Below are 23,809 nucleotides of genomic sequence, written 5' to 3' on the forward strand. Positions count from 1 at the left end.
CCCCGGCAGCCCTCATTTAGCGCCGAAGTGGCGATCAAAGGATGCCAGCAGGCGCTCATGCTGCTCGGCAGTGCCAACGGTAATCCGCAGATAGTTCTCGATACGCGACTGCCTGAAATGCCGGACAATCACGCCATCTTCCCGCAACGCGGCGGCCACAGCTTCCGCAGCGAGATCGCGGTGACGACAGAACAGAAAGTTAGCCGCCGAAGGCAGCGACTCGAATCCCCGCTTGTTCAGGGCCACGCGCAGGCAATCTCTTTCGTCAATGACGGCCTGGCGGCACTGCTCAAAGTACGCTTGGTCTTTGAACGCGGCCTCTGCCCCTGCCAGCGCCAAACGGTCCAGCGGATAGGAGTTAAAACTGTTCTTCACCCTCTCCAGCGCCTCAATCAACTCGGGCGACCCCAGCGCCAGGCCAACACGCAAGCCCGCCAGCGAGCGGGACTTTGACAGTGTCTGCGTGACCAGCAGATTGGGGAACTGATCGATCAGCCCCACCGCCGATTCGCCACCAAAGTCGATATAGGCCTCATCAACCACGACCACCGTTTCAGTATTCACCTCCAACAGGCGGCGAATTTCATCCAGCGGCAGCAGGCGCCCTGTCGGCGCATTCGGGTTGGGGAAAATAATACCGCCATTGATACCGCGATAATCACTCACCGCAATAGCAAAGGAATCGTCCAGCGGAATTTGCTCGTAGGGAATGCCGTACAACTGGCAATACACCGGGTAGAAGCTGTAGGTAATATCAGGAAACAACAGCGGGTGGTTGTGCTGAAACAGCGCATGGAACACATGCGCCAGCACTTCGTCGGAACCATTGCCGACAAACACCTGCTCGGCCGTCAACCCGTAATACTCCGCTATGGTCTCTCGCAGGCTATCAGCATTGGGATCAGGATACAGGCGCAGCTCATCGCCCAGCACCTGCTTCATCGCCTCAAGTGCTTTTGGTGATGGCCCAAACGGGTTCTCGTTGGTATTCAGTTTGGTAAGGTTTTGCAGCTTGGGCTGCTCACCCGGCACATACGGCTCCAGCTTTTTAACGATGGGGCTCCAGAACCTACTCATCCTCACCTCCAGCTTGCAAGCGGTATTCCGCGCTGACCGCATGCGCCGTCAGGGATTCACCACGGGCGAGCACCGAGGCGGTGCGCGCCAGCTTGGCCGCCCCCGCCGGGGAACAGTTGATGATCGACGAGCGCTTTTGAAAGTCGTATACCCCAAGCGGCGAGGAAAACCGTGCAGTGCCCGATGTTGGCAGTACGTGATTAGGGCCGGCGCAGTAATCCCCCAGCGCTTCTGGCGTGTGGCGCCCCAGAAAAATCGCCCCGGCGTGACGGATCTCCGGCAAATACTGCTCCGGGTTATCCACCGACAACTCCAGATGCTCTGGCGCAATGCGGTTAATGAGTGCAATCGCCTCGGCCATATCGGCCACCTTAATCAGCGCACCACGCGCCGCCAGGGACTGCCTGATGATGTCTTGCCGTTCCATCTGGGGCAGCAGGCGGGCAACGCTCTCCGCAACCTTGTCGAGGAATTCTGCATCGGGGCTAATAAGCAAAGACTGCGCATCTTCGTCGTGCTCGGCCTGTGAGAACAGGTCCATCGCAATCCAGTCGGGATCGGTCTTTCCGTCACAAACCACCAGAATTTCGGACGGGCCGGCAATCATGTCGAGACCGACGCTGCCGAACACCTGGCGCTTGGCAGTAGCCACATAGATATTGCCGGGACCGACAATCTTATCGACACGAGGAATCGTTTCCGTGCCAAAGGCCAGCGCCGCGATAGCCTGAGCACCACCGACCGCAAACAAGCGATCCACCCCGGCAATGGCCGCCGCGGCCAGCACCATGTCGTTCACATAGCCGTTGGGCGTGGGCGACACGGCGATCAACTCACCCACTCCGGCCACCTTGGCAGGAACAGCATTCATCAACACCGACGACGGATAGGTCGCCTTGCCGCCTGGCACATACAGTCCCACTCGGTCCATACCGCGAATCTGCTGACCCAATACCGTGCCGTCGTCTTCCTGGTACTGCCAGGACGCTTGCTGCTGGCGCTCGTGATAACGGCGGATACGATCGGCCGCCTCTTCTAACGCCTGCCGCTGAGCCGAATCAATACGTGTCAGCGCGGCCTGCAGCTGCTCGGCACTGAACTCCAGCTCACTGACATTACTGGCTTCTACTGCGTCAAAACGGCGCGTGTACTCAAGTACCGCCGCATCACCACGCTGACGAATATCGGCCAGCACGGCTGCGACAGTAGAGGCGACGGCCTCATCTGACACCGAATCCCAAGCCAGCAGCGCATCGAGGGTTTCACCAAAGTCGGCGTCACCGGCATTCAAGCGGCGCAACTGCAAATCACTCATCTCATGCCTCCACGGCGCGGGCCTCTACGGCCGCCGACAAGTCACTGATAATTTTTTGAATCGTCTGGTGTTTACGCTTCATTGCTGCCCGGTTGACCACCAGACGAGAACTGACGGGAGAGATCAGTTCACGGGGCTCCATGCCATTGGCCCGCAGCGTATTGCCGGTATCTACGATATCGACAATCAAATCCGCCAGATCCATCAACGGCGCCAATTCCATTGCGCCGTAGAGTTTGATCAGCTCAACCTGAATCCCCTGCTCGGCAAAATGGCGACGAGCTACATTCACAAACTTGGTGGCAACCCGCACGCGCCCAACAGGCAACGCCTCGCCAACGCGCCCCGCCGTCATCAACTTACAGCGGGCAATATTCAGGTCCAGAGGCTCATACATATCGTCTGCGCCGAGCTCCAGCAACATATCCTTACCGGCAATTCCGAGATCAGCCGAGCCCAGCTTGACGTAGGTCGGCACATCGGTGCCGCGAATCACAATTAGCTGGATATGGGAATGGTTGGTGGCGAAGATCAACTTGCGGCTGCTGGAAATATCTTCCAGCGGCTCGATACCGGCCTCCGCCAGCAGGGGCAGAGTTTCCTTTAGGATACGCCCCTTGGTAAGGGCGATGGTAATGGGCTGATCCACGCTACAACTCCTGAGCTAAACGGCCCGACCACAGCAAATCACTGCAGCCCGGCATCTCACTTGCCGCTGATTCGACGGATATCAGCGCCCAGTGACAGAAACTTCTCTTCAATACATTCGTAACCACGGTCGATATGATAAATACGATCAATGACCGTTTCACCATCGGCAACCAACCCGGCAATCACCAGACTGGCCGACGCGCGGAGATCGCTGGCCATGACCGGAGCGGCCTTCAGGCGCTCGGCGCCGGTGATCAGCGCTGTGTTGCCATCTACGCGGATCTTGGCCCCCATCCGATTCATCTCATGGGTTTGCAGCAGACGGTTTTCAAAAATCGTCTCACTGACTTGAGCAACACCGTCAGCCACCGCATTCATAGCGGTAAACTGCGCCTGCATGTCGGTGGGAAAGCCGGGGTAAGGCATGGTTTTAAAACTGACTGATTTCGGGCGCTGACCTTTCATATCCAGCGTAATCCAGTCATCACCCTGTTCAATATCCGCGCCCGCCTCTTCCAGCTTGACCAACACCGCTTCAAGCGTATTCGGGTCGATATCGCGCAACTTGATCTTACCGCGCGTGGCCGCGGCAGCGACCAGATAAGTGCCCGCCTCAATGCGATCCGGCATCACCGAGTAATCGCAGCCGCCCAGTGATTCAACGCCTTCAACAACAATTGTCGCCGAACCATGACCACTGATCTTCGCCCCCATAGCAATCAGGCAATTGGCCAGATCCACTATCTCGGGTTCACGGGCAGCGTTTTCCAGTACCGTGCGTCCGTCAGCAAGACAGGCGGCCATCAGCAGATTCTCTGTGCCGCCAACCGTTACCATATCAAACAGGATATGCGCGCCTTTCAGGCGGCCACCGGGGCTTCTTGCCGTGATATAGCCCTCATCGACATCAATTTCCGCACCCATTGCCTCCAGCCCACGCAGATGCTGGTCGACCGGGCGGCTACCTATGGCGCAACCACCGGGGAAGGACACCCGCGCATGACCGAAGTGCGCCAGCAGAGGCCCCAGCACCAGAATCGATGCCCTCATGGTTTTCACCAGTTCATAGGGCGCGGTGGTTTCACGGGTTGTCGCCCCGTTAATTTCAACACACAGACGCTCATCCACCAGCAGCTCGGTGCCCATACTGCGCAGCAGCGCAATCATGGTGGTAATGTCGTGAAGGTGAGGCAGGTTGCTGATGCGAACGGGCTCGCTGGACAGCAATGTCGCCGCGAGAATAGGCAGCGCGGCATTCTTCGACCCCGACACCCGAATTTCTCCGCAGAGCGGACCACCGCCGCGGATTAGCAGTTTATCCATGGATACTCCTGCGCTATCGCGCCAGGCCGATTACTCGGCTTCAGCGGGGGTGAGCGCTTTGATATTGATCGCGTGAAGGGAGCCGTCCCGGATCAGGTCGTTGACGGCAGCATAGACAAGTTGCTGGCGGCGCACCGGGCGCAGCCCTGCAAACGCTTCACTGACAACTTGTACATCGACGTGATTGCCCTCGCCCTGCACATCAAAAGTACCGTCAGCAAAGTGCTCGCTCAATCGTGCCAGAATTTGTTCTGTCTGCATGCCTGCAAGATTCCGTCATTCAAAAAAACAGGCCGCGAATTGTACGCAATTGCGGCGCCCTTGGCGAGAAAAGGGCGCCGATTGATCACTTCTCGCCAGCGTCTCCAACGGCTTGTTCCATCACTTCCTTGGGCGCTACCGTCCAGTTATCGATCACTTTCTCGATATCGCCATCGTAAGTTGCCACCGCCGTGCGGAACTGGTTCTGGTAAATGCGACCCAGGTTCAGCCCCTCGATGATCACATTGCGCAGCTTCCAGTCGCCCTGTGCGTCACGACGCAAGGTATAGATGACCTCGTAAGGCTTGGCGCGCTCACCGTAAATATGCTGACGTACCCCAACACTGCCCGACAGGTCCGCGTCTTCAGCCAGCGGCAGCACTTCAATCTTATTGCCATTGAAGCCCAGCAGACCCTTCGCATAGGTATTGATCAGGCCGTCTTTGAAGTTTTGGGTAAAACGCAGCACATGGTCGCGAAACTGAGCCTTGTCCTCTTCGCTGGTCAGGCTCTGATAGTAGGCGCGACTACCGTACTTCCCCATCACACCGCGGGCAAAACTCTGAAAGTCCACCACCTGATCCATGATACGACGCACTTCGTTATTGAAGCGGTCGGGATCCTGATCGACATAACCCCGAGCCTCCTCAATCACTTTCATTAGCTCCTGCGTGGTGTTTGCAACCACCTCATGGGGCCCCACTGCCGAGTCATCGGTTTTGGCAAGCGCCAAACCGGCGAACAGCGTCGCCGTCAGCATTACCAGAATTTTCTTCATCATTGTCTACTCTCCGTTTTCCGCACCCCAGCCACTGCCTGCCATCAGCCCGCGGTGGTGTATTACACAGTTTCTCCGACCGCAGTTTACGTAAATCACTCCCTGCGGGGAGACGCAGTAAACCTGTTAATTTGTCACATTGGAAATTATCATAACCAAAATGAGCGCCAGCTTAATGGCTCGCCCGGAACAATAAGGCCAAAACTCCCGCAATGACATCTTCATATATCGAGACTGCCAAGCGCGTCATCAGCATGGAACGCGACGCCGTAGACGCACTGCTTGCCCGCACCGATGACAGCTTTGATCGCGCTTGCGAGCTGTTACTCAACTGCCAGGGCAGAGTGGTCGTCACTGGCATGGGAAAATCCGGCCATATCGGCAGCAAACTCGCCGCAACGCTGGCCAGCACGGGAACACCGGCATTTTTTGTTCACCCCGGAGAAGCGAGCCACGGCGACATGGGCATGATACGCCCCGGCGATGTGGTCATCGCACTCTCCAACTCGGGCACCACCGCTGAGCTGGTTACCCTCATTCCTCTGTTGAAGCTCCTGGCGGTCCCGGTACTGGCCATGACCGGGCGTCCGCAATCAGAGCTGGCGCAAGCCGCCGATGTCCACCTGGATGTCGGGGTGGAACAGGAGGCCTGTCCACTGAATCTGGCGCCGACTTCCAGCACCACCGTCACGCTGGTCATGGGCGACGCACTCGCCATTGCCCTGCTGGAGGCCCGCGGCTTCACTGCTGATGACTTTGCCTTTTCCCACCCCGGCGGCGCGCTGGGCAGAAGACTGCTGCTGAAAATCGACAGCATTATGCATACCGGCGACGAAATTCCCAAAGTGAATAGCGGTGCCGCCCTGAGCGAAGCGTTACTGGAAATGAGCAGCAAAGCGCTGGGCATGACAACCGTCCTGAACAGCGACGGCACGCTTGCTGGCATCTTTACCGACGGCGACCTGCGCCGCGCCATTGACCGCGGCATTGACATCCGCGACGCAAAAATTGACGACGTGATGACCCGCAACTGCCGCAGTATTCAGCCCGGCATGCTGGCCGCCGAAGCGCTGCGCATTATGGAAGACAATAAGATCACGGTACTGGTCGCGCTGGATGACAAGCAGCAGCCCATTGGCGTAATCCACACCCACGACCTGCTCAAGGCAGGCGTCGCGTAAAGGGAAAACCATGCAAAGCGTCATAGAAAAAGCTCGCAATGTCCGCCTACTGGCCATGGATGTTGACGGCGTACTGACCGACGGCAGCCTGTTGTTTGGCAACAGTGGCGAGGAAATGAAAGCGTTCAGCATTCTCGACGGCCTCGGCATCAAGCTGCTCCGCGACGCCGGCATTCGCCCGGCTATCATCACCGGCCGCACCTCTGAGCTGCTGCTGCGACGTGCCCGCGAGCTGAGCATCGAGCTGATCTATCAGGGGCGTGAAGATAAAGGCACGGCCCTCGAAGAACTGCGCAGCGATCTGGGCCTGCGCTACGAGGAAATCGCCTACGTCGGCGACGACCTGCCCGACCTCGCCGCCATCCGCGCCGCCGGCCTGGGCATCACCGTGGCCAATGGCCACCACTTCGTCGCCCGTCATGCTGACTGGCAAACCCGCGCGGCTGGTGGCTCAGGGGCTGTCAGAGAAATCGCCGAACTGATTTTGATGGCTCAAGGCAAGTTAAATGACGCTCTGGAGCAATACTTGTAATCATGGCTTCGCGTAGCTTTCGCATCAATATCGCCTCGGTACTTTCGGTGCTGGCGGCCATCGCAGGTACCGTGATTTACCTGACGCAGTTCAGCGAAAGCGGCAAACTGAGCCTGATCGATAATTTTGACGCCATCCCGGATGTGGACTCCCACCTGCAGGGGATAGAGGGTCTGAAATACAGCGCGGACGGCAATATTGCCTACCGTTGGCAGGCGGAAAGCGCTGATCGAATGATATCCAGCGGCGATATTCGCCTTCAGCAACCCTTTTACGTTGGCGACATCGGACAGCAACGCCCCTGGACTGCAAACGCCGCATCCGGCACGCTGTCGCAAAATGGCCAATCCCTTGAGTTGCGCCACGACGTGCTGGTAAAAGACCTGATTCGTGAAGCCGAGATCAGTACCCAACAATTGACTATTGACCTGGAACACAGCACCGTCGCGACAGCTCAGCCGCTCGACCTTAAACTGCCCAATGGCACAACGACTTCGGTGGGCATGCGCGCTGACCTCAAACAGGAACGCGTCGAGCTCCTTTCACAGGTAAAGGGACACTATGAACCTCAGCAGTAAACTCCAGCTACTGTGCCTGCTGGCCATGCCACTGACGGTCAGCGCATTACCCAACGACCGCAGCCAGCCGATCAACCTCAGCTCGGACAAGGCCACCTACGAGAACAACCAGGGCATTTATACCGGCAACGTGAACATGTCTCAGGGAAGCCTGAAAATCCGCGCAGACAAGCTGATTATTGTCGAGGACGACCGCAAGGTGCAGAAAGTCATCGCCCATGGCAGCCCGGCGTATTTTGAACAGCAGCCCCGGGCTGAAGAAGGGGTAGTCTCCGCGAGCGCCAGACTGATCGAATACAGCCTGAGCGATGAGGAAATTCTGCTGCAGAAAGACGCCACCATTCGCCATCAGGGTTCAAAAATCAGTGGTGACCGCATTGTGTACAGCGGGCGCAAGCAACTGGTGGTCGCCGATGGCGGCAGCCGAAGCCTCGATGGCCGCGTGCAGATGACACTGCAGCCCCAACAACCCGGCACGGAACCCCCCGAGACTGAACCGGCGCCAGAACCCGACACCGAGAGCACGCCCTGATGCCCGTACTAAAAGCCAGCCATCTCGCCAAAGCCTATAAAGGGCGAGAGGTGATCAAGGATGTGTCACTGAGCATCAACAGCGGCGAAATAGTCGGCCTGCTGGGCCCCAACGGCGCGGGCAAAACCACGTGTTTCTACATGATTGTCGGCATCGTCAACGCCGACAGGGGCCGCATAGAGCTGGATGGCAAAGATCTGACATCGCTGTCAATTCAAGGCCGAGCCCGCCACGGTGTTGGCTACCTGCCCCAGGAAGCGTCGATCTTTCGCAAACTCAGCGTCGCCGACAACATCATGGCGATTCTGGAAACCCGCAGCGACCTCAACCGTCGCCAGCGAAAAGAAAAGCTCGACGCCCTGCTGCAGGAATTCCACATTACCCACATCCGTAAATCGCCCGGCATGGCGCTGTCCGGCGGCGAGCGCCGACGCGTCGAAATCGCTCGCGCGCTGGCGACAGAGCCGAGTTTTATTTTGCTCGACGAGCCCTTTGCCGGCGTCGACCCCATCTCGGTTAACGACATACAGCACATTATTCGACACCTTCAGGCCCGCGGAATCGGCGTGTTAATCACCGATCACAATGTACGAGAAACCCTCGATATCTGCGAAAAAGCCTACATCGTCGGCGAAGGTCGTATTGTTGCCGAAGGCAACGCCGAATCCGTACTCAACAACCAGGTCGTCAGGGATATTTATCTTGGCGATAAGTTCACGTTGTGATAGGAAAAATCGGCACAGCAATTGCTTTATACGCCTATTGCAGCCGCTCTCCGGCAGGACTACACTGACCTTAAAGTGCCGCCAATCAGGCACAAATGTCTTCAGAATTTGGTGTAGTAGAAACCGCTGCCTATGAAACAATCGCTCCAGCTTAAAGTCGGTCAGCAGCTGACCATGACCCCCCAGCTGCAACAGGCGATTCGTTTATTGCAACTGTCCACCCTCGACCTTCAACAGGAAATCCAGTCTGCCTTGGACTCCAACCCGCTTCTGGAACTGGAGGAAGAAAACGACACCCCCGAGCAAGACAGCAACATCCAGTCAAAAAGCAGCGATACCAAAAACGACAGCAGCAGCAACGAAAACGAGCCCACCGCCAGCGACGCTGACAGCGAATGGGCCGAGCGCAGTGAAATACCCGAGGACCTGCCGGTAGACAGCCAATGGGATGACGTTTACCAAAGCTCCGGCCCGGCGAGCAGCGCTCCCAGCGGCGATGACGATTACAGCAATGACTACCGCCACGGCAGCTCAGATTCCCTGCAAGACCACCTTCGCTGGCAGCTCAACCTGAGTCGCCTGTCTGAAATCGATCAGTTCATTGCCGATGCCATCATCGACGCCATCGACGAAAAAGGCCGCCTGACCGTCACGCCTGAAGACTTGGTGGATGCCTTCGACAATGAAGACGTCGAAATCGAAGAAGTCCACGCCGTCCTTCACTTGATTCAGCAGTTCGACCCCCCCGGCGTCGGTGGCCGTGATTTACAGGAGTGTCTGCTTATCCAGTTGCGGCAGTTGCCCCGCGAGACGCTTTATCTGCAAGAGGCCATGCAGATTGTAGAGCAGCACATGGACCAGCTTGGCAACCGCGACTACAACCAGATTATGCGCCGCTGTCGCCTCAAGGAAGATCAGCTTCGGGATACACTGCTGCTGATCCAGTCCCTGAACCCCACGCCCGGCGATGCAATCAGTAGCGGCGATACCGAATACGTCGTCCCGGATGTCTTCGTCAGTAAAAAAGACGGCCGCTGGCTGGTGGAACTCAACCCGGATATTGCCCCGAAAATCCAAATCAACTCGCACTATGCGGCACTGGCCAAAAGCAGTACCAGCAGCGAAAAAGACTATATTCGCGACAACCTCCAGGAAGCGCGCTGGTTTATCAAAAGTCTGCAGAGCCGCAATGAAACCCTGATGAAAGTCGCCAGCAAAATCGTCGAGTATCAGCGAGGCTTTCTCGAATACGGCGACGAGGCGATGAAACCGCTGGTGTTGCATGACATTGCCGACGCCGTGGGCATGCACGAATCCACGATCTCGCGGGTCACCACCCAGAAGTACATGCATACACCGCGGGGCATTTACGAGCTGAAATACTTTTTCTCCAGCCACGTATCGACCGATACCGGCGGCGAGTGCTCATCGACCGCCATTCGCGCGCTGATCAAAAAGCTGATCGCCGCAGAAAATCCGCGGAAGCCACTCAGTGACAGCAAGATTACCGAACTGTTGGCCGAACAGGGTATCAAGGTCGCGCGGAGAACCATCGCCAAGTACCGAGAATCACTGGTCATTCCCCCCTCTAATGAGCGGAAGCGACTGGTATAGCTGGCTGCGTTAAATCGCGCAGCCCTGACCCTACGCCGGGAGGCGCAGGACGATCTGAGTGTAAAAGGAGCAAGATATGCAGATAACTGTCAGTGGTCACCACGTTGAAGTTACACCGGCACTGCGTGAATACGTCAATAACAAGCTTGCCAAACTGCAACGACATTTCGACAATATCACCAATACGGACGTTACGCTCTCAGTCGAGAAGCTGGTACAAAAAGCGGAAGCGACAGTGCATGTGGCAGGCGCGGACCTGTTCGCCACATGCGAATCGGAAGATATGTATGCTGCGATCGACAGCCTGACCGACAAGCTGGATCGCCAGTTGATCAAACACAAGGAAAAACACCTGGGCCGGTAAGCACCGGGCCGGTTTTTCCGGATACCTAATAATATGAGCCTTAATGCGATACTGAGCCAAGGACGTACCCACTGGGGTACGTCCGTAGGCAGTAAAAAACGTCTTCTTGAACAGATCTCGGTATTTGTCGCCGACGACAATAGCCAGTTCAGCGCTGACGATCTGTTCAACGAACTCCTTGCCCGAGAGCGACTGGGTAGCACGGGTATCGGTCACGGGGTTGCGATTCCCCACTGCCGAAGCCAGCAGTGTACGGCGATTACCGGCATTCTGCTGAAGCTCGCCGAGCCCATCGATTTCGAGGCCATCGACGATCAACCCGTCGACCTGGTGTTCGCACTCATTGTTCCTGCGGAAGCCCACGACGAGCACATCAAAGTGCTGGCCAGTCTAGCCAATGTGTTTAACGACGACGGCTTTCGTCAACAGCTGCGCAGCGCGGGCAGCGATGAAGCCCTGTACACTACTGCTGTAACCCGCGCGCCCTGATTGCCATGAAACTGATCATTATCAGTGGCCGCTCGGGATCAGGGAAAAGTACGGCACTTCATCAACTGGAGGACGAGGGCTTTTACGCCATCGACAACCTACCAGTTTCCCTGTTACCGGCGCTGGTACATGAGCTCTCGCAAAGCCAGCTCAAGGTCCATCAACAGGTCGCCGTTTGTATCGACGCCCGCAACTCTCCTGACGAACTCTCGCGCTTCAAGTCCCTTTGCGAGCAGGTTCGGGACCTCGCACAGTTGCGAATCATTTTTCTGGATGCCAGCGACGACAAGTTGATAAAACGCTTCAGCGAGACTCGCCGTCGCCACCCGTTGACCACGGCGAATCAACCGCTCAGCGATGCAATACGACAGGAAACCACGCTGCTCGAACCCGTAGTGATGGAAGCGTCATTAACCATCGACAGCAGCGATATGACAGTACATGAGCTGCGCGCCACAATCCGCGACAGGGTGCTGGGTGTCGACGCCAATCGTATGTCGCTGCAGTTGAAATCATTTGGCTTTAAACGCGGCCTGCCAATAGATGCCGATCAGGTCTACGATCTGCGCATGCTGCCCAACCCTCACTGGGATGAGTCTCTGCGCGCCCTGAGTGGCCGCGACGAAGGTGTCAGAAACTTTCTCGACGGGCAGCCGATGGTCGAAACCATGTACCGGGACATTCTCAATTATCTGGAACACTGGCTGCCACATATCGAAAAAGGTAACCGCAGCTACTTCACCGTTGCCATTGGCTGCACAGGTGGCCAGCACCGCTCCGTGTATATGGTAGAGCGCCTTGCAGCAGCACTCAGAGCACAATGCCCTGATCTCCAGGTTCGCCATCGCGAACTCCAGCACTGAGCCCCGGCGGAGCGAACCCATGCAAGAAACCCGTATTACCATCATTAATAAACTCGGTCTTCACGCCCGAGCCGCCTCAAAATTTGTGTCGACCAGTGCCGCCTTCAGTGCCGATATCGCGGTGTGCAGTAACGACAAATGGGTCGATGGCAAGAGCATTATGTCCGTCATGATGCTGGCCGCCAGCAGAGGAACCGAAATTCAAATTCGCTGTGAGGGTGATGACGAAGAGCAAGCCCTGTCAGCACTCGTTGAGCTGATTAATGACTATTTCGGCGAAGGCGAGTAAGGCGTTTTAGTACATTTCCTGCAAAACCCGACGGTGACAATTGTTGCCCGCCCCAGATTCAAGGATAATTCGGGACAATTCCAGATCGCCGACGACGGCGGCACTACGCAGGGAGTGTTATGGCTCAACCCGGAGAAAAGCATTTAACCGCCAGCCGCCTCGAACTCCTGAACGAGGCGCTGGGCTCCGGTGCCTTCCTGCAGATCCGCCGCATGCTCAACGGCCTGCCACCGGTCGATGCTGCCCACCTGATCGAATCCACCCCGCAGAAAGTGCGGGGCGTACTCTGGCAACTGGTCGACAGCGAGAACGAGGGGGATATTCTCCAGCACCTCAGCGATGAAGTGCAAAGCCAGTTCCTTCGGCAAATGGACGCCGAGGAAGTCGCGGCCATCACTGAAGGCCTCGAAGCCGATGATATTGCCGATATTCTCCAGCAGCTTCCCGATCGTGTTATTCGCGAAGTGCTGGAATCCATGGACCACCAGGACCGCCTGCGCGTAGAACACATTCTGTCCTACGACGAGGACAGCGCCGGTGGTCTGATGAACACCGACACCATAACGGTGCGGCCCAATATTACTCTGGACGTTGCCCTGCGCTACCTGCGCCGTCACGAAGAGCTGCCGGAGATGACCGACAGCCTGATTGTGGTCAACCGCAACGACCAGTTCATCGGCATTTTGTCACTGCGAAAACTGTTGGTCTCCGATCCCAGCGTGACCGTTCGGGAAATCATGGACACCGAGGTCGAGCCAATTGTCGCCTCCATGCCCGCACGGGAAGTCGCCAATCTGTTCGAACGCCGGGACTGGGTCAGCGCCCCCGTCGTCGACGAAAACCATTACCTGCTGGGCCGAATCACCATCGATGACGTGGTCGATGTTATCCGAGAGGAGTCCGACCACTCGCTGATGAGTATGGCCGGTCTGGACGAGGATGAGGATACCTTCGCCTCGGTAATGAGCACGGCCCCCCGACGGGCCATCTGGCTGGGTATCAACCTGCTCACGGCCTTTATCGCCTCCGGTGTGATCAATCTGTTTGAAGGCACAATTGAAAAAGTCGTTGCCTTGGCCGTACTGATGCCCATTGTCGCCAGCATGGGTGGCGTCGCAGGCACCCAGACACTGACGGTCGTTATCCGCGGTATGGCACTGGGGCATATCAGCCGCAACAACAGTCGCTGGCTGATTAATCGTGAAGTTCTGGTGGGCTTGATCAATGGCCTGATATGGGCGGTAATCGTCGCGGTGGCAGCAAGTCTGTGGTTCAACGACCCCCTGATCGGCGCGATTATCGCCGCGGCCATGGTCATCAATCTGATTACCGCATCACTGGCCGGCGCCGTGTTGCCGCTGCTGATGAAAACCCTGAAAATTGATCCGGCGTTGGCAGGCGGGGTAGTACTAACCACCGTTACCGACGTCGTCGGCTTTATGTCCTTCCTTGGCCTAGCCACCTACTTTTACGCCTGACAGGCCCAAAACCTCAAGAGTATCACCGTGACTGATTTCGACGAGCAGATGATCCCCAGCAAAACCGCACGCAAGCGCGAAATGGATGCCCTGCAAGCGGTGGGAAAGCGTCTGGTTGAACTGGGCGATGCCGATCTGGCCCGTATCCCCATTAATGATGAAGATCTGACGGAGGCAATCGCCACCGCGAAGCGCATCAAGAGCCGCGAGGGCTTGCGGCGCCAGATGCAATATATCGGCAAGCTGATGCGCCAGGTAGACACCACCGCCATTGAGGCCGCTCTGCAGGAACTAGATTTGGGGCAGAAAGCACTGGCCCGCCGTTTCCACGAGCTGGAAGGCCTCCGAGACGATATGCTCAGCAGCGAGCTCCAAGCGGGCGTTGAACTGGCTATGCAGCGTTTTGCCGACGCTGATCGTCAGCGCCTGCGGCAGCTTCTGGTGCAGGCGGCAAAGGAACGCAGTAACAGTAAGCCCCCTGCGGCGGCGCGCAAACTGTTCCGTTATCTTCGCGAACTTCAGGAATTGGCGAACGAAGACGCCGCCAGCTAATTCAAAAGCGCCGGTGCTGCATCACCGGCATACGCTGCCTGAGCGCCTGCTGCTCCGCCAGATCAATATCAGCAAGCGCCACACCCTCGCCAAACCCCATCTCGCTCAGCACGGTTCCCCAACTATCGATAATGCAGGAACCCCCAGACGTCTGCCTGCGTCGACTGTGAATCCCCCCCTGATTGGCCGCTACCACCGCAATCTGGTTTTCGATTGCCCGGGCACGCAGCAGTGGCAACCAGTGCGCCAGCCCGGTACGACGGGTAAACGCAGCGGGCACCAGCAACACATCCATCCCCGGGTCCATCATCTGCCGAAACAGTTCGGGGAAACGTAAGTCATAGCATACCGCCACACCGATTCGGCCAAAGGGACTGTGGAAGACACAAGGCTGATCACCCGGCGCATAGCTGTCCGACTCCCGGTATTGCTGCTGCGCGTCACCGACATCGGCGTCAAAGAGATGAATTTTGTGATACTCGGCCCGGCATACACCGTCGGAGTCATATGCCAGCGAAGCGGCATAGCTGCGGCCATCGCCGGCGGGCAGTGGCAGCGTCCCGCCGAGCAACCAAAGTCTGAGGGAAGCGGCCTGATCCGCAAGAAAATGACGCAATTGTGATGCTTGCTGCTCGTGCTGCGCCAATGCCTGAATAGACTCGGTAGGCGCCATCAACGCAAAATTTTCCGGCAACACCGCCAGCTCGGCGCCCTCCTCAGCCGCCTGCTTCAGCAGCCTTGCAGCCGTTTCAAGATTCTCATCCAGCGACCGACCGGACACCATTTGAATCGCAGCAAAACGGTTCGTCATACGCTATTTACTCGCCTCTTTCACGCTCTTCGGACCAGACTCGGAAGCATCGAAGATTCTCTCAAAGGACAATTCCGGTTTTTGCACCGTCCCGCCAATGTCGTACACCGCGCTGGAAAAACTGTCGACCTGCTCTTCAAACACCTTGGTAACCACAAACGCCCCTGCAGCCGCCGGCAGCCCACCGACCAATGCGGCCACCCAGGGTAAATTGCTGCCGACCGGCAGCGTCGCCACCAGACGCATATCCAGTGCTTCATTCAGTAAATTGATGTTGCCACTCATCTGGAAGCGACTAGAAGGCCCGCTGACATCCATCGGTTCAGTCAGGTACAGACGCTGGTTCGCAAACCCCAGCTCGCCTTTCATCTCGTCGAAATGGATGCCCTTGCTGAACACATCCCTAAAATCGAACTTCAGGCGCCGCACAATATTTGCCATGTTGAATATACTCAGCGCCCGCAGAGTCCCGCTGGCGGCATCAGAGCTTTTAAGAAAACGCCCATTTTTCAGCAGGAACCGCAATCGTCCCTGGCTTTCACTCATTTGCCAGGCATCGGGCGCACCCGGCCAGCTCAAATTGAGATCGAAGCTGCCGGAAGTTGTCTCAAGCGCCTTGTCATAATCCAGGCGTTTAAGCACCTCACCCAAATCGCGCACCGCAAATTTGCCGCGTAACTGAGAGCGGTGCTCCCCGCTGTCGTCCACCCACCAGTGGAGCTGACTTTCCCGCTTGGCATCCCCAAGATCCACACCGAGCAACTGGCCGCGCAGCGACACGAAGTGCGCACCGCGTGCGTCTGGGCGCAAATCGAAACCGACTCGCCCGTAATCTTTCCCACCCAGACTGAGCTGCTCGATATCCACATCCAATATCGGCAAGCTGCGCGGATCCACTGACGCCAGACCGCTTTCTCCAGCGACCTGTTCTGTCGACAGTGCGGGCAGCGCCAGACGCTCGAACATCAGCACATAGGGCTCAGCTTCCGTCATCGGCACTTCGATATTACCGGCAAGTTCGCGACTATCTACCCGCAATGTCCACACCGACTCATCGCTGCGTGCACTGATCACGGCATCGTGCAACATCTGTCCAAGGGCATCCAATTCGCCCACCTGCAGACGATCAACGATCACCGGTAAGGATTCCCCGCTACCCGTGTTGTGCTGCTTTTGATTCTGCAACTCCAGAAAGCGCGTTAGCGCAAGTTGCCACTGGTCCATCGCCGCAAAATCGAGGGTACCAGTCACACTGACGGTATTACCGCGCAGCTCCGCGCTTGCCCCCTTACCCAGCGCAATCGCCGCCGCACTCTCGTCGCCGCGCTGCTGGTAATGCAGTTGAAACAGTTCACCCAGGGCAACGGTCAGCGGTGGCGCATCGGAACCCAGTCCCGCATTTACGCGAAGGGGCAACGGCTCGTTAGATGCTTTGTAGAGGGGCTGGGGCAAGCGCACCGAAATGCCTTGCATGTCAGAGCGAATTTCCACCCCGGACTGATCCGCTCCCGCCCTTAACACCATGTCAACACGTGTTCGCCCCTGCAGAAAACCCATGGCAGGCTGGTCAAGCCAACGCTGCACATCTGCGGCATCGATCATGCTGCTGGCATCAATGCGTACCTCGCTTTTTTCCTGACGGATACTTGCCTTCAGCGCTTCTCCGAACAGACGGCCGCGTAATGACGGGCTGCGCAGGCCTTTCTCGGTACTGTAATACAACGGCCCCGTTATCTGGCTCAGCGACAATTTGATATCCGGCAACCACAGCAGCGGAAGATTAATATCGGCCTCTACCTCCACCGCGGGCAGGGCACGACCTTCCAGCGGGAGCTTCACCGACACCTTCGCGCGGCTCTCGCCCTCACCCCGCCAGCCATCAATAACGTTTCCACTCAGTGCGCCAATCGGGCTGTCGCGAAACAGCGCCTGCACCTCGGCAAAGCTGGCCCGCGCCGAGGCACCGACATTCAGTTGAGGAATATCCCGTTCATTGGGGGCAAGACTCACTGCAACATCACTCAGCGCAATACCGTTGATGGTCATACCATCACCGCTGCCCCACAACTGGCCATCATCGAGATAAACCGCAGCCCGCGCCGCATTCAACGCGGGCCAGTCAGTTTGGAATTGCAGGCTGAGTTCCGATACGTCCAGCGCCAGCTGTACCGTTCGCAAATCGTGCTCGTCCGAACGCAGCGACCCTCGATAGACAAATTCGGCACGGTCCGCAACGCCCGCTTTCAAGCTGCCATCCAGCCAGGCAAGCAGACCGTCGCTCAGTATATCCGGCGCATAGCGACGAGCCGTCGCCAACGAAAGCTGCGTCCCAGAAACCGCCAGGGTCATTGCCGGCCCCACTTCCGCCCCGGCTTCAAATGGCAGATCGAGGCGCAGTAAGGCGCGGAGCGGAGACTCACCATCCTTGGCGACGATCGGGCCGCTGTGCAGCCCCAAGCGCTGATCGGCGATCTGCCACTGCAGCTCCGTTGAAAAATCGGTCAGTTGAAACGGAGCGGGATACAAATCCGGAAAAGACAGTTCCAGCGCATCGCTGTCGATCAGCAGTCGACCGCGATCACGTGTCACTTCCAAGTAACCGCTAAGCCCTGTAACCCCCGGTGCACCGTGCCAAGGGGAAAGACGTAATCCGTGCAACTCGCTTCGCAAGGCGAATTCCGGCTGCTCACCACTCTTGAGATCGACACTGACCCGCTCAAGCTTGCCGCCGGGCTGCAAGGTGTTGAGCAGCTCGGTTAACGAATCCGATAAGGCTCCGCTGTCACGCAGCAGCTCAGCACCGCTGTCCAGGGCCAGCGATGGCAGCGAAAACTGCCAGGTGCTGACGTCGGGGTGCGACATCAAGAGCCCGTCCAGCGACAGCTCCTGCTCTCGCCAATCGGCCGCAAAACGGCTAAATCCCGCCCGCCAGAATCCATTCTGGTGACGGCCATTGAAAACCATCTGAACATTCTGGAAGCTCTCATCTGAGCCCCAGAGACTGCCTATCGCCAGATTGTCCGCCGACAGTTCGCCGGTGATGCCCATCCGTCGCCCGGCCTCCCACTCCAGCCAGAGCTGCCCATCAACCTTGCTGTGGATGAGCGCCTGATCATTGAAAAGTGGCGCCAGAGCGGAAAAGCGACTGCTGTCCAATGCAATGTAGGCGGTGGCGGAAAAACGGCGGTCACGAGGATCACCCAGCGCTTCGGCCAGCAACTGAATCTCGCCACTGTCGTCCGCGCGGAGATTGGCATAGCTGCGGCGGAATTCACCGTCGCTCAGCCAGGAAAAATCCTCACTCTGAATGCGGCTCTGCGAGCCATCCGAGAAATGAAGATACAGATCTAGGTGTTGCATACTGGCGCGACGCACCGCGAGGATTAAATCCAGCAGTGAATCAAAACTGCCCCCGCCCCCGGAAGTGCTGATACCGGGCAAGTACCAGCGGCCGCCGTCATCTTGATGCAAGTGCAGGGTGAGCGACCCCAGTTTTAACTGCTTGAGACGGGGCGCCGCACCCAGCAAGCTGCCGATCGGATCCAATACCACTCGCGCCTGATCAATGATGATGGCGCCGTTGCCAATATCCAGCTGCGAGACGTTCAGTACCGGTGACAGCCCCGACCAACTTCCCTCCAGCTTTTCTGCGGCCAAGGGAATTCCCGTTAAGCCCTCAAGCTGGACAAAAATATCGCTTTGATAACGGCTGACCAGCCCAATGTACTGCCGCCCAAGGCTGGCGTACAGCGCCAGCAATACCAATAACAGCAGAGCCACACTCCACAGCACGGCATAGGCGCGACGGATCAGCCCCTGCACGGTTCAGTCAGCCCCACCGCAGTCCAGGGCGGATTGCGACGCAGGCCCCGTCAAAGCAAGATGACATCAAACTGCTCCTGGGTGTACATGGCCTCCACCTGAAATTGGATACTGGCGCCGATAAACTCTTCCAGATCGGCAACACTGGCGGACTCTTCATCCAGCAGACGGTCAACCACCTCTTGAGAAGCCAGCACCAGCAGGCTCTTGCTCTCGTAGGCGCGGGCCTCGCGCAGAATTTCGCGGAATACCTCATAGCAAACGGTTTCCGGCGACTTCAGCGAGCCGCGACCGTGGCAGAAACGGCAGGGCTCACACAGTACGTGTTCCAGACTCTCCCGGGTGCGCTTGCGCGTCATCTCGACCAAACCCAGCTCCGATACGCCGGTAATGCTGGTCTTGGCGTAATCCTTCTCCATCGCCCGCTCCAGCGCCCGTAGTACCTGACGACGATGCTCGGGGTCTTTCATATCGATGAAGTCGATAATAATGATGCCGCCAAGATTGCGCAGCCGCAGTTGTCGCGCCAGCGCGGCAGCCGCTTCGAGATTGGTTTTGAAGATAGTTTCTTCGAGGTTGCGGTGCCCGACAAAAGCGCCGGTATTAATATCGATGGTGGTCATCGCCTCGGTCTGATCAATGATCAGGTAGCCACCGGACTTGAGCTCCACCTTGCGACCCAGGGCCCGCTGAATCTCGTCCTCTACACTGTAAAGATCGAAAATGGGCCGCTCGCCAGGATAGTACTCCAGCTTGGCGCGCAGCTCCGGCAGGAAATCCTTGGCAAATTCATCGACGCGCTGAAAACTTTCGCGAGAGTCGATGCGCACTTTTTCCAGCCCCGGCCGCACCAGGTCTCGCATGGTACGCATAAACAGCGGCAGATCTTCGTAGATGATCGATGGCGCGGGGTCACGCTTCATCCGGCGCTGGACCGCCTGCCACAGCCGCTGCAGGAAATCGACGTCGGCGCGCAGCTCATCCTCACCGGCCCCTTCCGCCGCCGTGCGGAGAATATAGCCGTCGGGAGGCAGACTGCCGTCTTCCGTGCCTTCCCGAAGAATGGTTTCCATCAGTTCGCGCAGCCGCTGCCTCTCATCCTCGTCATCAATGCGGTGAGAAACCCCGAGGTGCCCTGCACCCGGCATGTACACCAAATACCGCGAAGATACCGAAAGATGCGTGGTCAGCCGCGCCCCCTTGGTGCCCATGGGATCCTTGGTGACTTGCACCGTCAGTTGCTGCCCTTCGCGGATTTTGCTGCGAATATCAGCATGATCACTGCCATCCTGCGCGAGCGAAGCGATATCGGAGGCGTGAATGAAGCTGGTGCGCTCCAAACCCACATCTACAAACGCCGCCTGCATACCCGGCAATACACGCACAACTTTGCCCTGGTAGATATTCCCGACAATGCCCTTGGAACGACTGCGTTCGATATACACTTCCTGCAGCACGCCGTTTTCCACAACGGCAACACGGGTTTCCACTGGCGTGACGTTTATCAGAATTTCTTCGCTCATCGCTCTACTCTACCATCATCCCCAGTGTGCGCAGCAGTCCCGCTGTTTCATACAACGGCAGACCCACTACGCCGCTGTAGCTTCCGTCGATGCGCGCCACAAACTGCGCGCCGCGCCCCTGTATGCCATAGCTGCCCGCCTTGTCGTCGGCTTCGCCAGTATCCAGATAAGCCGAAATCCGCCGCTCGCTCAATTCGCCAAACCATACCGCCGTCACCACCTGTTCTGCGAGCAGTTGCCCTGCGCCGCGCAAAGCAACGGAGGTGATAACCTCGTGACGGCGACCGCTTAAACGCCACAGCATCGCGCGTGCGTCATCACGATCTTCAGGTTTGCCAAGAATGTCACCGTCCAGCGCAATGGCGGTATCTGCCGCCAGCACAATGGCGCCGTCAGATATCGTGCTTGCGGCAGCTTTTTCCCTTGCCATTCGGGCAACATAGCGACCGGGGGGTTCACCCGACCGCGGTGTTTCATCAATATCAGCCGGACAGACCCGGTAGCTTACCCCGAGCTGATCCAGCAGCTCAGCCCGGCGGGGCGAGGCCGAAGCCAGTATTAAATTCATAGAATCAGTACGCGACGAAGAGCCGTTGCAAAACGCTCATTGTGGGGCGCAAAATCAGCCAGAGCAATGCTGTACTCAATACGGGAAGAAAGACCTGCCAATAGGTGTAGGGCAGGCCGTTAAGGCTCTGCGCCCACTGTTCTACCAGTATGCGGAACAATTCCAGCAGGCCAATTAATGCCGCCTGCTTACGGAGGCTGAACATGCGCAATTGCTGGTAGGAAATTTGGATAATGTAGGCGACGACCGCCAAGGAGAAGGCATTCTGCCCCAGCACCGAGCCCAGCAAGATGTCCTGTACCAGGCCACATAGCCAGCACAAGGCAATACCAATACGCTCGGGCAACACCAGCAACCAGAAGATCAAGACCAGCAACAGCCAATCCGGCCGCAGCCAGATAAGGGTTCCTGAGAGAGGGGTCAGACTCAGCAGCATCGCCATCAGCAGGCTCAGTCCGATAAAAATCAGGCGCTGCGGATGCACATCCATGAGCTACTCCGCGGCCGGACGGTCGCTGAAGACCAACAGCACATTGCGACTGCGATCCAACTCCGCCAGCGGTTTGGCACGCACCTCAGCAAACGGTTTGCCGGGGTCAATCGCCACCTTCGTCACCTCACCCACCGGATAACCGGCGGGAAAACGCCCGCCCAACCCGGAACTGACCAGCAGATCGCCGACCTGGATATCGGTGGTCGCGGCAACGTGGGAAACACTGAGTTCGTCAATCAGCCCGCTGCCCTCGGCAATGGCCCGCAATCCGTTGCGACTGATACGAACAGGGATGGCGTGAGCGCTGTCGGTAATAAGCAGCACTCGACTGTGGTGAAGACCGACTTCAACAATCTGCCCGAGCAGGCCCTTGGCATCAATGACCGGCTGGCCGACAAAGGCTTTGTCCTCGCTGCCCTTATCGACCATGAGCATATGGCGACTGGGGTCGGAAGCGACCGCCACCACCTCAGCAACCACGACGGTATCGGTCACCCGCTCCGCCGAATTCATCAACTCACGCAGCCGCACATTCTCGGCTCGCAACTCGATATGTTTTTGCAGCTTGGCATTCAGAATCAGCGACTCCGCCCGGAGCGCCTTGTTTTCTTCGATCAGCTTGCTGCGACTGGTGACCAGCTCACTGAACTCGCCGCTGAGCCGGGAGGGGATATCTGCCAGCCAATAGAACGGCGTAGCGATCGCCGAGAGTTGGGTTCGCAGTGGACCCATAAACTCCAACCGGCTGCCCAGCAGAATCAATACCAGAGCGAGACCGCCCAGCACCAGTAAACGGCCACCCGATGAGGGTGGTTTGGAGAATACCGGTTTAATCGCCGCGTCCTCCCGCTGCCACCCAGCGCATGCTTATTCCGCTGACAAGATATCGAGGTGATGGCGATCCATCATTTCCAACGCTTTACCGCCGCCACGCGCCACACAAGACAGGGGATCTTCTGCGATCACCACCGGCAACGCACTTTCGTCCGCAATCAGCTGATCGATGCCGCTCAACAGCGCACCACCCCCCGTCAGGACAATACCGGTCTCTGCGATATCCGCAGCCAGCTCTGGAGGAGACTGTTCCAGCGCACGTTTAACGCCCTGAATAATCACCTGCAAGGGCTCCTGCAGAGCCTCGAGAATCTCATCGCTGTTCAGGGTAAAGCGACGGGGAATCCCCTCTGCCAGATTGCGGCCGCGAACATCGATTTCACGCAGCTCGCTACCGGGGTAGGCACAGCCGATTTCCTGTTTGATGCGCTCGGCGGTAGCATCGCCGATCAAGCTGCCGTAGGTGCGGCGCACGTGAGTCACAATCGCCTCGTCAAAACGGTCACCACCTACCCGCACAGAATCGGAGTACACCACACCATTCAGCGAGATAATGGCAATCTCCGTGGTGCCGCCACCGATATCCACAACCATCGAGCCCGAGGCTTCTTCAACCCGGAGGCCCGCACCAATGGCCGCCGCCATGGGTTCTTCAATCAGACGCACTTCGCGGGCACCGGCACTGAGCACCGACTCACGAATCGCCCTGCGCTCTACCTGGGTACTTTTACAGGGCACACTCACCAGCACACGGGGGCTGGGGCGGATGAAACTGTTCTGATGGACCAGCTTGATGAAATGCTGCAGCATTTTCTCGGTGACCTGAAAGTCGGCAATGACCCCGTCTTTCATCGGCCGGATGGCAGTAATATTGCCCGGCGTCCGGCCCAGCATGCGCTTGGCCTCCATGCCCACCGCTTCGATCGTCTTCTGACCGTTGTGAACCCGAATTGCCACCACCGATGGCTCATCCAGAACAATTCCCTGTCCACGAACATATATAAGGGTGTTTGCCGTTCCCAAATCGATCGACAGATCGTTGGAGAACATGCCGCGAATTCGTTTCAACATGTGCGATTATCACCTTGTACGGTTCAACTAAGAAAAGAACCGGGCTGGCAGGGTCGAAAGCGCGCCACATTGGGCAGTACGAACC

At 57.7% G+C, this 23,809-nt stretch carries 25 protein-coding genes; 12 read left to right on the forward strand and 13 right to left on the reverse strand.

The window, feature by feature from the left end; genetic code table 11:
- Positions 1-12: 12 nt before the first annotated feature.
- The 6 genes from hisC to AC5DB9_RS02395 all read right to left on the reverse strand — a co-directional run bounded on the left by hisC (position 13) and on the right by AC5DB9_RS02395 (position 5,408).
- Positions 13-1,077, reverse strand: coding sequence for a histidinol-phosphate transaminase (gene hisC / locus AC5DB9_RS02370; RefSeq protein ID WP_272993904.1), 1,065 nt, complete (start codon positions 1,075-1,077; stop codon positions 13-15).
- Entirely contained in the window at positions 1,070-2,392 is a 1,323-nt protein-coding gene (gene hisD, locus AC5DB9_RS02375) for a histidinol dehydrogenase (protein ID WP_272993902.1), read from the reverse strand. Before hisD ends, hisC begins: the two co-directional genes overlap by 8 nt.
- Before the next feature lies 1 nt (position 2,393).
- On the reverse strand, positions 2,394-3,041 hold the full coding sequence (hisG, locus tag AC5DB9_RS02380) for an ATP phosphoribosyltransferase (protein WP_272993900.1): 648 nt from the start codon (positions 3,039-3,041) through the stop codon (positions 2,394-2,396).
- Positions 3,042-3,097: 56 nt separating this feature from the next.
- Positions 3,098-4,366 carry a UDP-N-acetylglucosamine 1-carboxyvinyltransferase gene (gene murA, locus AC5DB9_RS02385; protein WP_022959602.1) on the reverse strand — a complete coding sequence of 423 codons (1,269 nt, stop codon included), beginning with the start codon at positions 4,364-4,366 and terminating at the stop codon, positions 3,098-3,100.
- A gap of 30 nt (positions 4,367-4,396) precedes the next feature.
- Entirely contained in the window at positions 4,397-4,627 is a 231-nt protein-coding gene (locus tag AC5DB9_RS02390) for a BolA family protein (protein ID WP_022959603.1), read from the reverse strand.
- A gap of 85 nt (positions 4,628-4,712) precedes the next feature.
- Positions 4,713-5,408, reverse strand: a complete 696-nt coding sequence (locus AC5DB9_RS02395) for an MlaC/ttg2D family ABC transporter substrate-binding protein (RefSeq protein WP_272993897.1) — start codon at positions 5,406-5,408, stop codon at positions 4,713-4,715.
- A gap of 209 nt (positions 5,409-5,617) precedes the next feature.
- Here AC5DB9_RS02395 and AC5DB9_RS02400 point away from each other — a divergent pair, with 209 nt between their 5' ends.
- The 12 genes from AC5DB9_RS02400 to yjgA all read left to right on the forward strand — a co-directional run bounded on the left by AC5DB9_RS02400 (position 5,618) and on the right by yjgA (position 14,602).
- Positions 5,618-6,586 carry a KpsF/GutQ family sugar-phosphate isomerase gene (locus tag AC5DB9_RS02400; protein ID WP_272993895.1) on the forward strand — a complete coding sequence of 323 codons (969 nt, stop codon included), beginning with the start codon at positions 5,618-5,620 and terminating at the stop codon, positions 6,584-6,586.
- 10 nt (positions 6,587-6,596) lie between these two features.
- The gene (locus tag AC5DB9_RS02405; protein WP_272993893.1) at positions 6,597-7,118 is read left to right on the forward strand and encodes a KdsC family phosphatase; all 522 of its coding nucleotides are present in this window, start codon (positions 6,597-6,599) and stop codon (positions 7,116-7,118) included.
- Positions 7,119-7,120: 2 nt separating this feature from the next.
- Positions 7,121-7,696, forward strand: a complete 576-nt coding sequence (lptC, locus tag AC5DB9_RS02410) for an LPS export ABC transporter periplasmic protein LptC (protein ID WP_022959607.1) — start codon at positions 7,121-7,123, stop codon at positions 7,694-7,696.
- The gene (gene lptA, locus AC5DB9_RS02415) at positions 7,680-8,228 is read left to right on the forward strand and encodes a lipopolysaccharide transport periplasmic protein LptA (protein ID WP_022959608.1); all 549 of its coding nucleotides are present in this window, start codon (positions 7,680-7,682) and stop codon (positions 8,226-8,228) included. The genes lptC and lptA overlap by 17 nt, the downstream gene beginning before the upstream one ends.
- On the forward strand, positions 8,228-8,953 hold the full coding sequence (gene lptB, locus AC5DB9_RS02420) for an LPS export ABC transporter ATP-binding protein (RefSeq protein ID WP_022959609.1): 726 nt from the start codon (positions 8,228-8,230) through the stop codon (positions 8,951-8,953). Before lptA ends, lptB begins: the two co-directional genes overlap by 1 nt.
- 132 nt (positions 8,954-9,085) lie before the next feature.
- Entirely contained in the window at positions 9,086-10,567 is a 1,482-nt protein-coding gene (locus tag AC5DB9_RS02425; RefSeq protein WP_272993890.1) for an RNA polymerase factor sigma-54, read from the forward strand.
- 76 nt (positions 10,568-10,643) lie between these two features.
- Entirely contained in the window at positions 10,644-10,931 is a 288-nt protein-coding gene (hpf, locus tag AC5DB9_RS02430; RefSeq protein WP_022959611.1) for a ribosome hibernation-promoting factor, HPF/YfiA family, read from the forward strand.
- Positions 10,932-10,964: 33 nt separating this feature from the next.
- The gene (gene ptsN, locus AC5DB9_RS02435) at positions 10,965-11,420 is read left to right on the forward strand and encodes a PTS IIA-like nitrogen regulatory protein PtsN (RefSeq protein WP_272993887.1); all 456 of its coding nucleotides are present in this window, start codon (positions 10,965-10,967) and stop codon (positions 11,418-11,420) included.
- 5 nt (positions 11,421-11,425) lie between these two features.
- Positions 11,426-12,283, forward strand: coding sequence for an RNase adapter RapZ (rapZ, locus tag AC5DB9_RS02440; RefSeq protein WP_022959613.1), 858 nt, complete (start codon positions 11,426-11,428; stop codon positions 12,281-12,283).
- A 19-nt stretch (positions 12,284-12,302) separates the two neighbouring features.
- Positions 12,303-12,572 (forward strand): HPr family phosphocarrier protein, encoded by a 270-nt coding sequence (locus tag AC5DB9_RS02445; protein ID WP_272993885.1) that lies wholly within the window; start codon positions 12,303-12,305, stop codon positions 12,570-12,572.
- 119 nt (positions 12,573-12,691) lie between these two features.
- The gene (gene mgtE, locus AC5DB9_RS02450) at positions 12,692-14,050 is read left to right on the forward strand and encodes a magnesium transporter (RefSeq protein WP_022959615.1); all 1,359 of its coding nucleotides are present in this window, start codon (positions 12,692-12,694) and stop codon (positions 14,048-14,050) included.
- Positions 14,051-14,077: 27 nt separating this feature from the next.
- Positions 14,078-14,602, forward strand: coding sequence for a ribosome biogenesis factor YjgA (gene yjgA, locus AC5DB9_RS02455; protein WP_022959616.1), 525 nt, complete (start codon positions 14,078-14,080; stop codon positions 14,600-14,602).
- A 1-nt stretch (position 14,603) separates the two neighbouring features.
- Here the strand turns inward: yjgA and AC5DB9_RS02460 are convergent, their stop codons facing one another.
- From AC5DB9_RS02460 to AC5DB9_RS02490, 7 genes are read right to left on the reverse strand one after another with little or no spacing between them, the layout of a single operon-like run.
- A complete protein-coding gene (locus AC5DB9_RS02460; protein WP_272993882.1) occupies positions 14,604-15,413 on the reverse strand; it encodes a carbon-nitrogen hydrolase family protein in 810 nt (269 codons plus the stop codon).
- Between the two features lie 3 nt (positions 15,414-15,416).
- Positions 15,417-19,235 (reverse strand): YhdP family protein, encoded by a 3,819-nt coding sequence (locus AC5DB9_RS02465; RefSeq protein WP_272993880.1) that lies wholly within the window; start codon positions 19,233-19,235, stop codon positions 15,417-15,419.
- Between the two features lie 50 nt (positions 19,236-19,285).
- On the reverse strand, positions 19,286-20,758 hold the full coding sequence (rng, locus tag AC5DB9_RS02470; RefSeq protein WP_022959619.1) for a ribonuclease G: 1,473 nt from the start codon (positions 20,756-20,758) through the stop codon (positions 19,286-19,288).
- A gap of 4 nt (positions 20,759-20,762) precedes the next feature.
- Positions 20,763-21,326 carry a Maf family protein gene (locus tag AC5DB9_RS02475; protein WP_272993878.1) on the reverse strand — a complete coding sequence of 188 codons (564 nt, stop codon included), beginning with the start codon at positions 21,324-21,326 and terminating at the stop codon, positions 20,763-20,765.
- A gap of 4 nt (positions 21,327-21,330) precedes the next feature.
- Positions 21,331-21,816, reverse strand: a complete 486-nt coding sequence (gene mreD / locus AC5DB9_RS02480; protein WP_022959621.1) for a rod shape-determining protein MreD — start codon at positions 21,814-21,816, stop codon at positions 21,331-21,333.
- 3 nt (positions 21,817-21,819) lie between these two features.
- Complete coding sequence (gene mreC, locus AC5DB9_RS02485) at positions 21,820-22,653, reverse strand: rod shape-determining protein MreC (RefSeq protein WP_084495511.1); 834 nt, start codon at positions 22,651-22,653, stop codon at positions 21,820-21,822.
- A gap of 33 nt (positions 22,654-22,686) precedes the next feature.
- Positions 22,687-23,724 carry a rod shape-determining protein gene (locus AC5DB9_RS02490; RefSeq protein WP_022959623.1) on the reverse strand — a complete coding sequence of 346 codons (1,038 nt, stop codon included), beginning with the start codon at positions 23,722-23,724 and terminating at the stop codon, positions 22,687-22,689.
- Positions 23,725-23,809 lie beyond the last annotated feature (85 nt).

The organism is Spongiibacter sp., assembly GCF_984394615.1.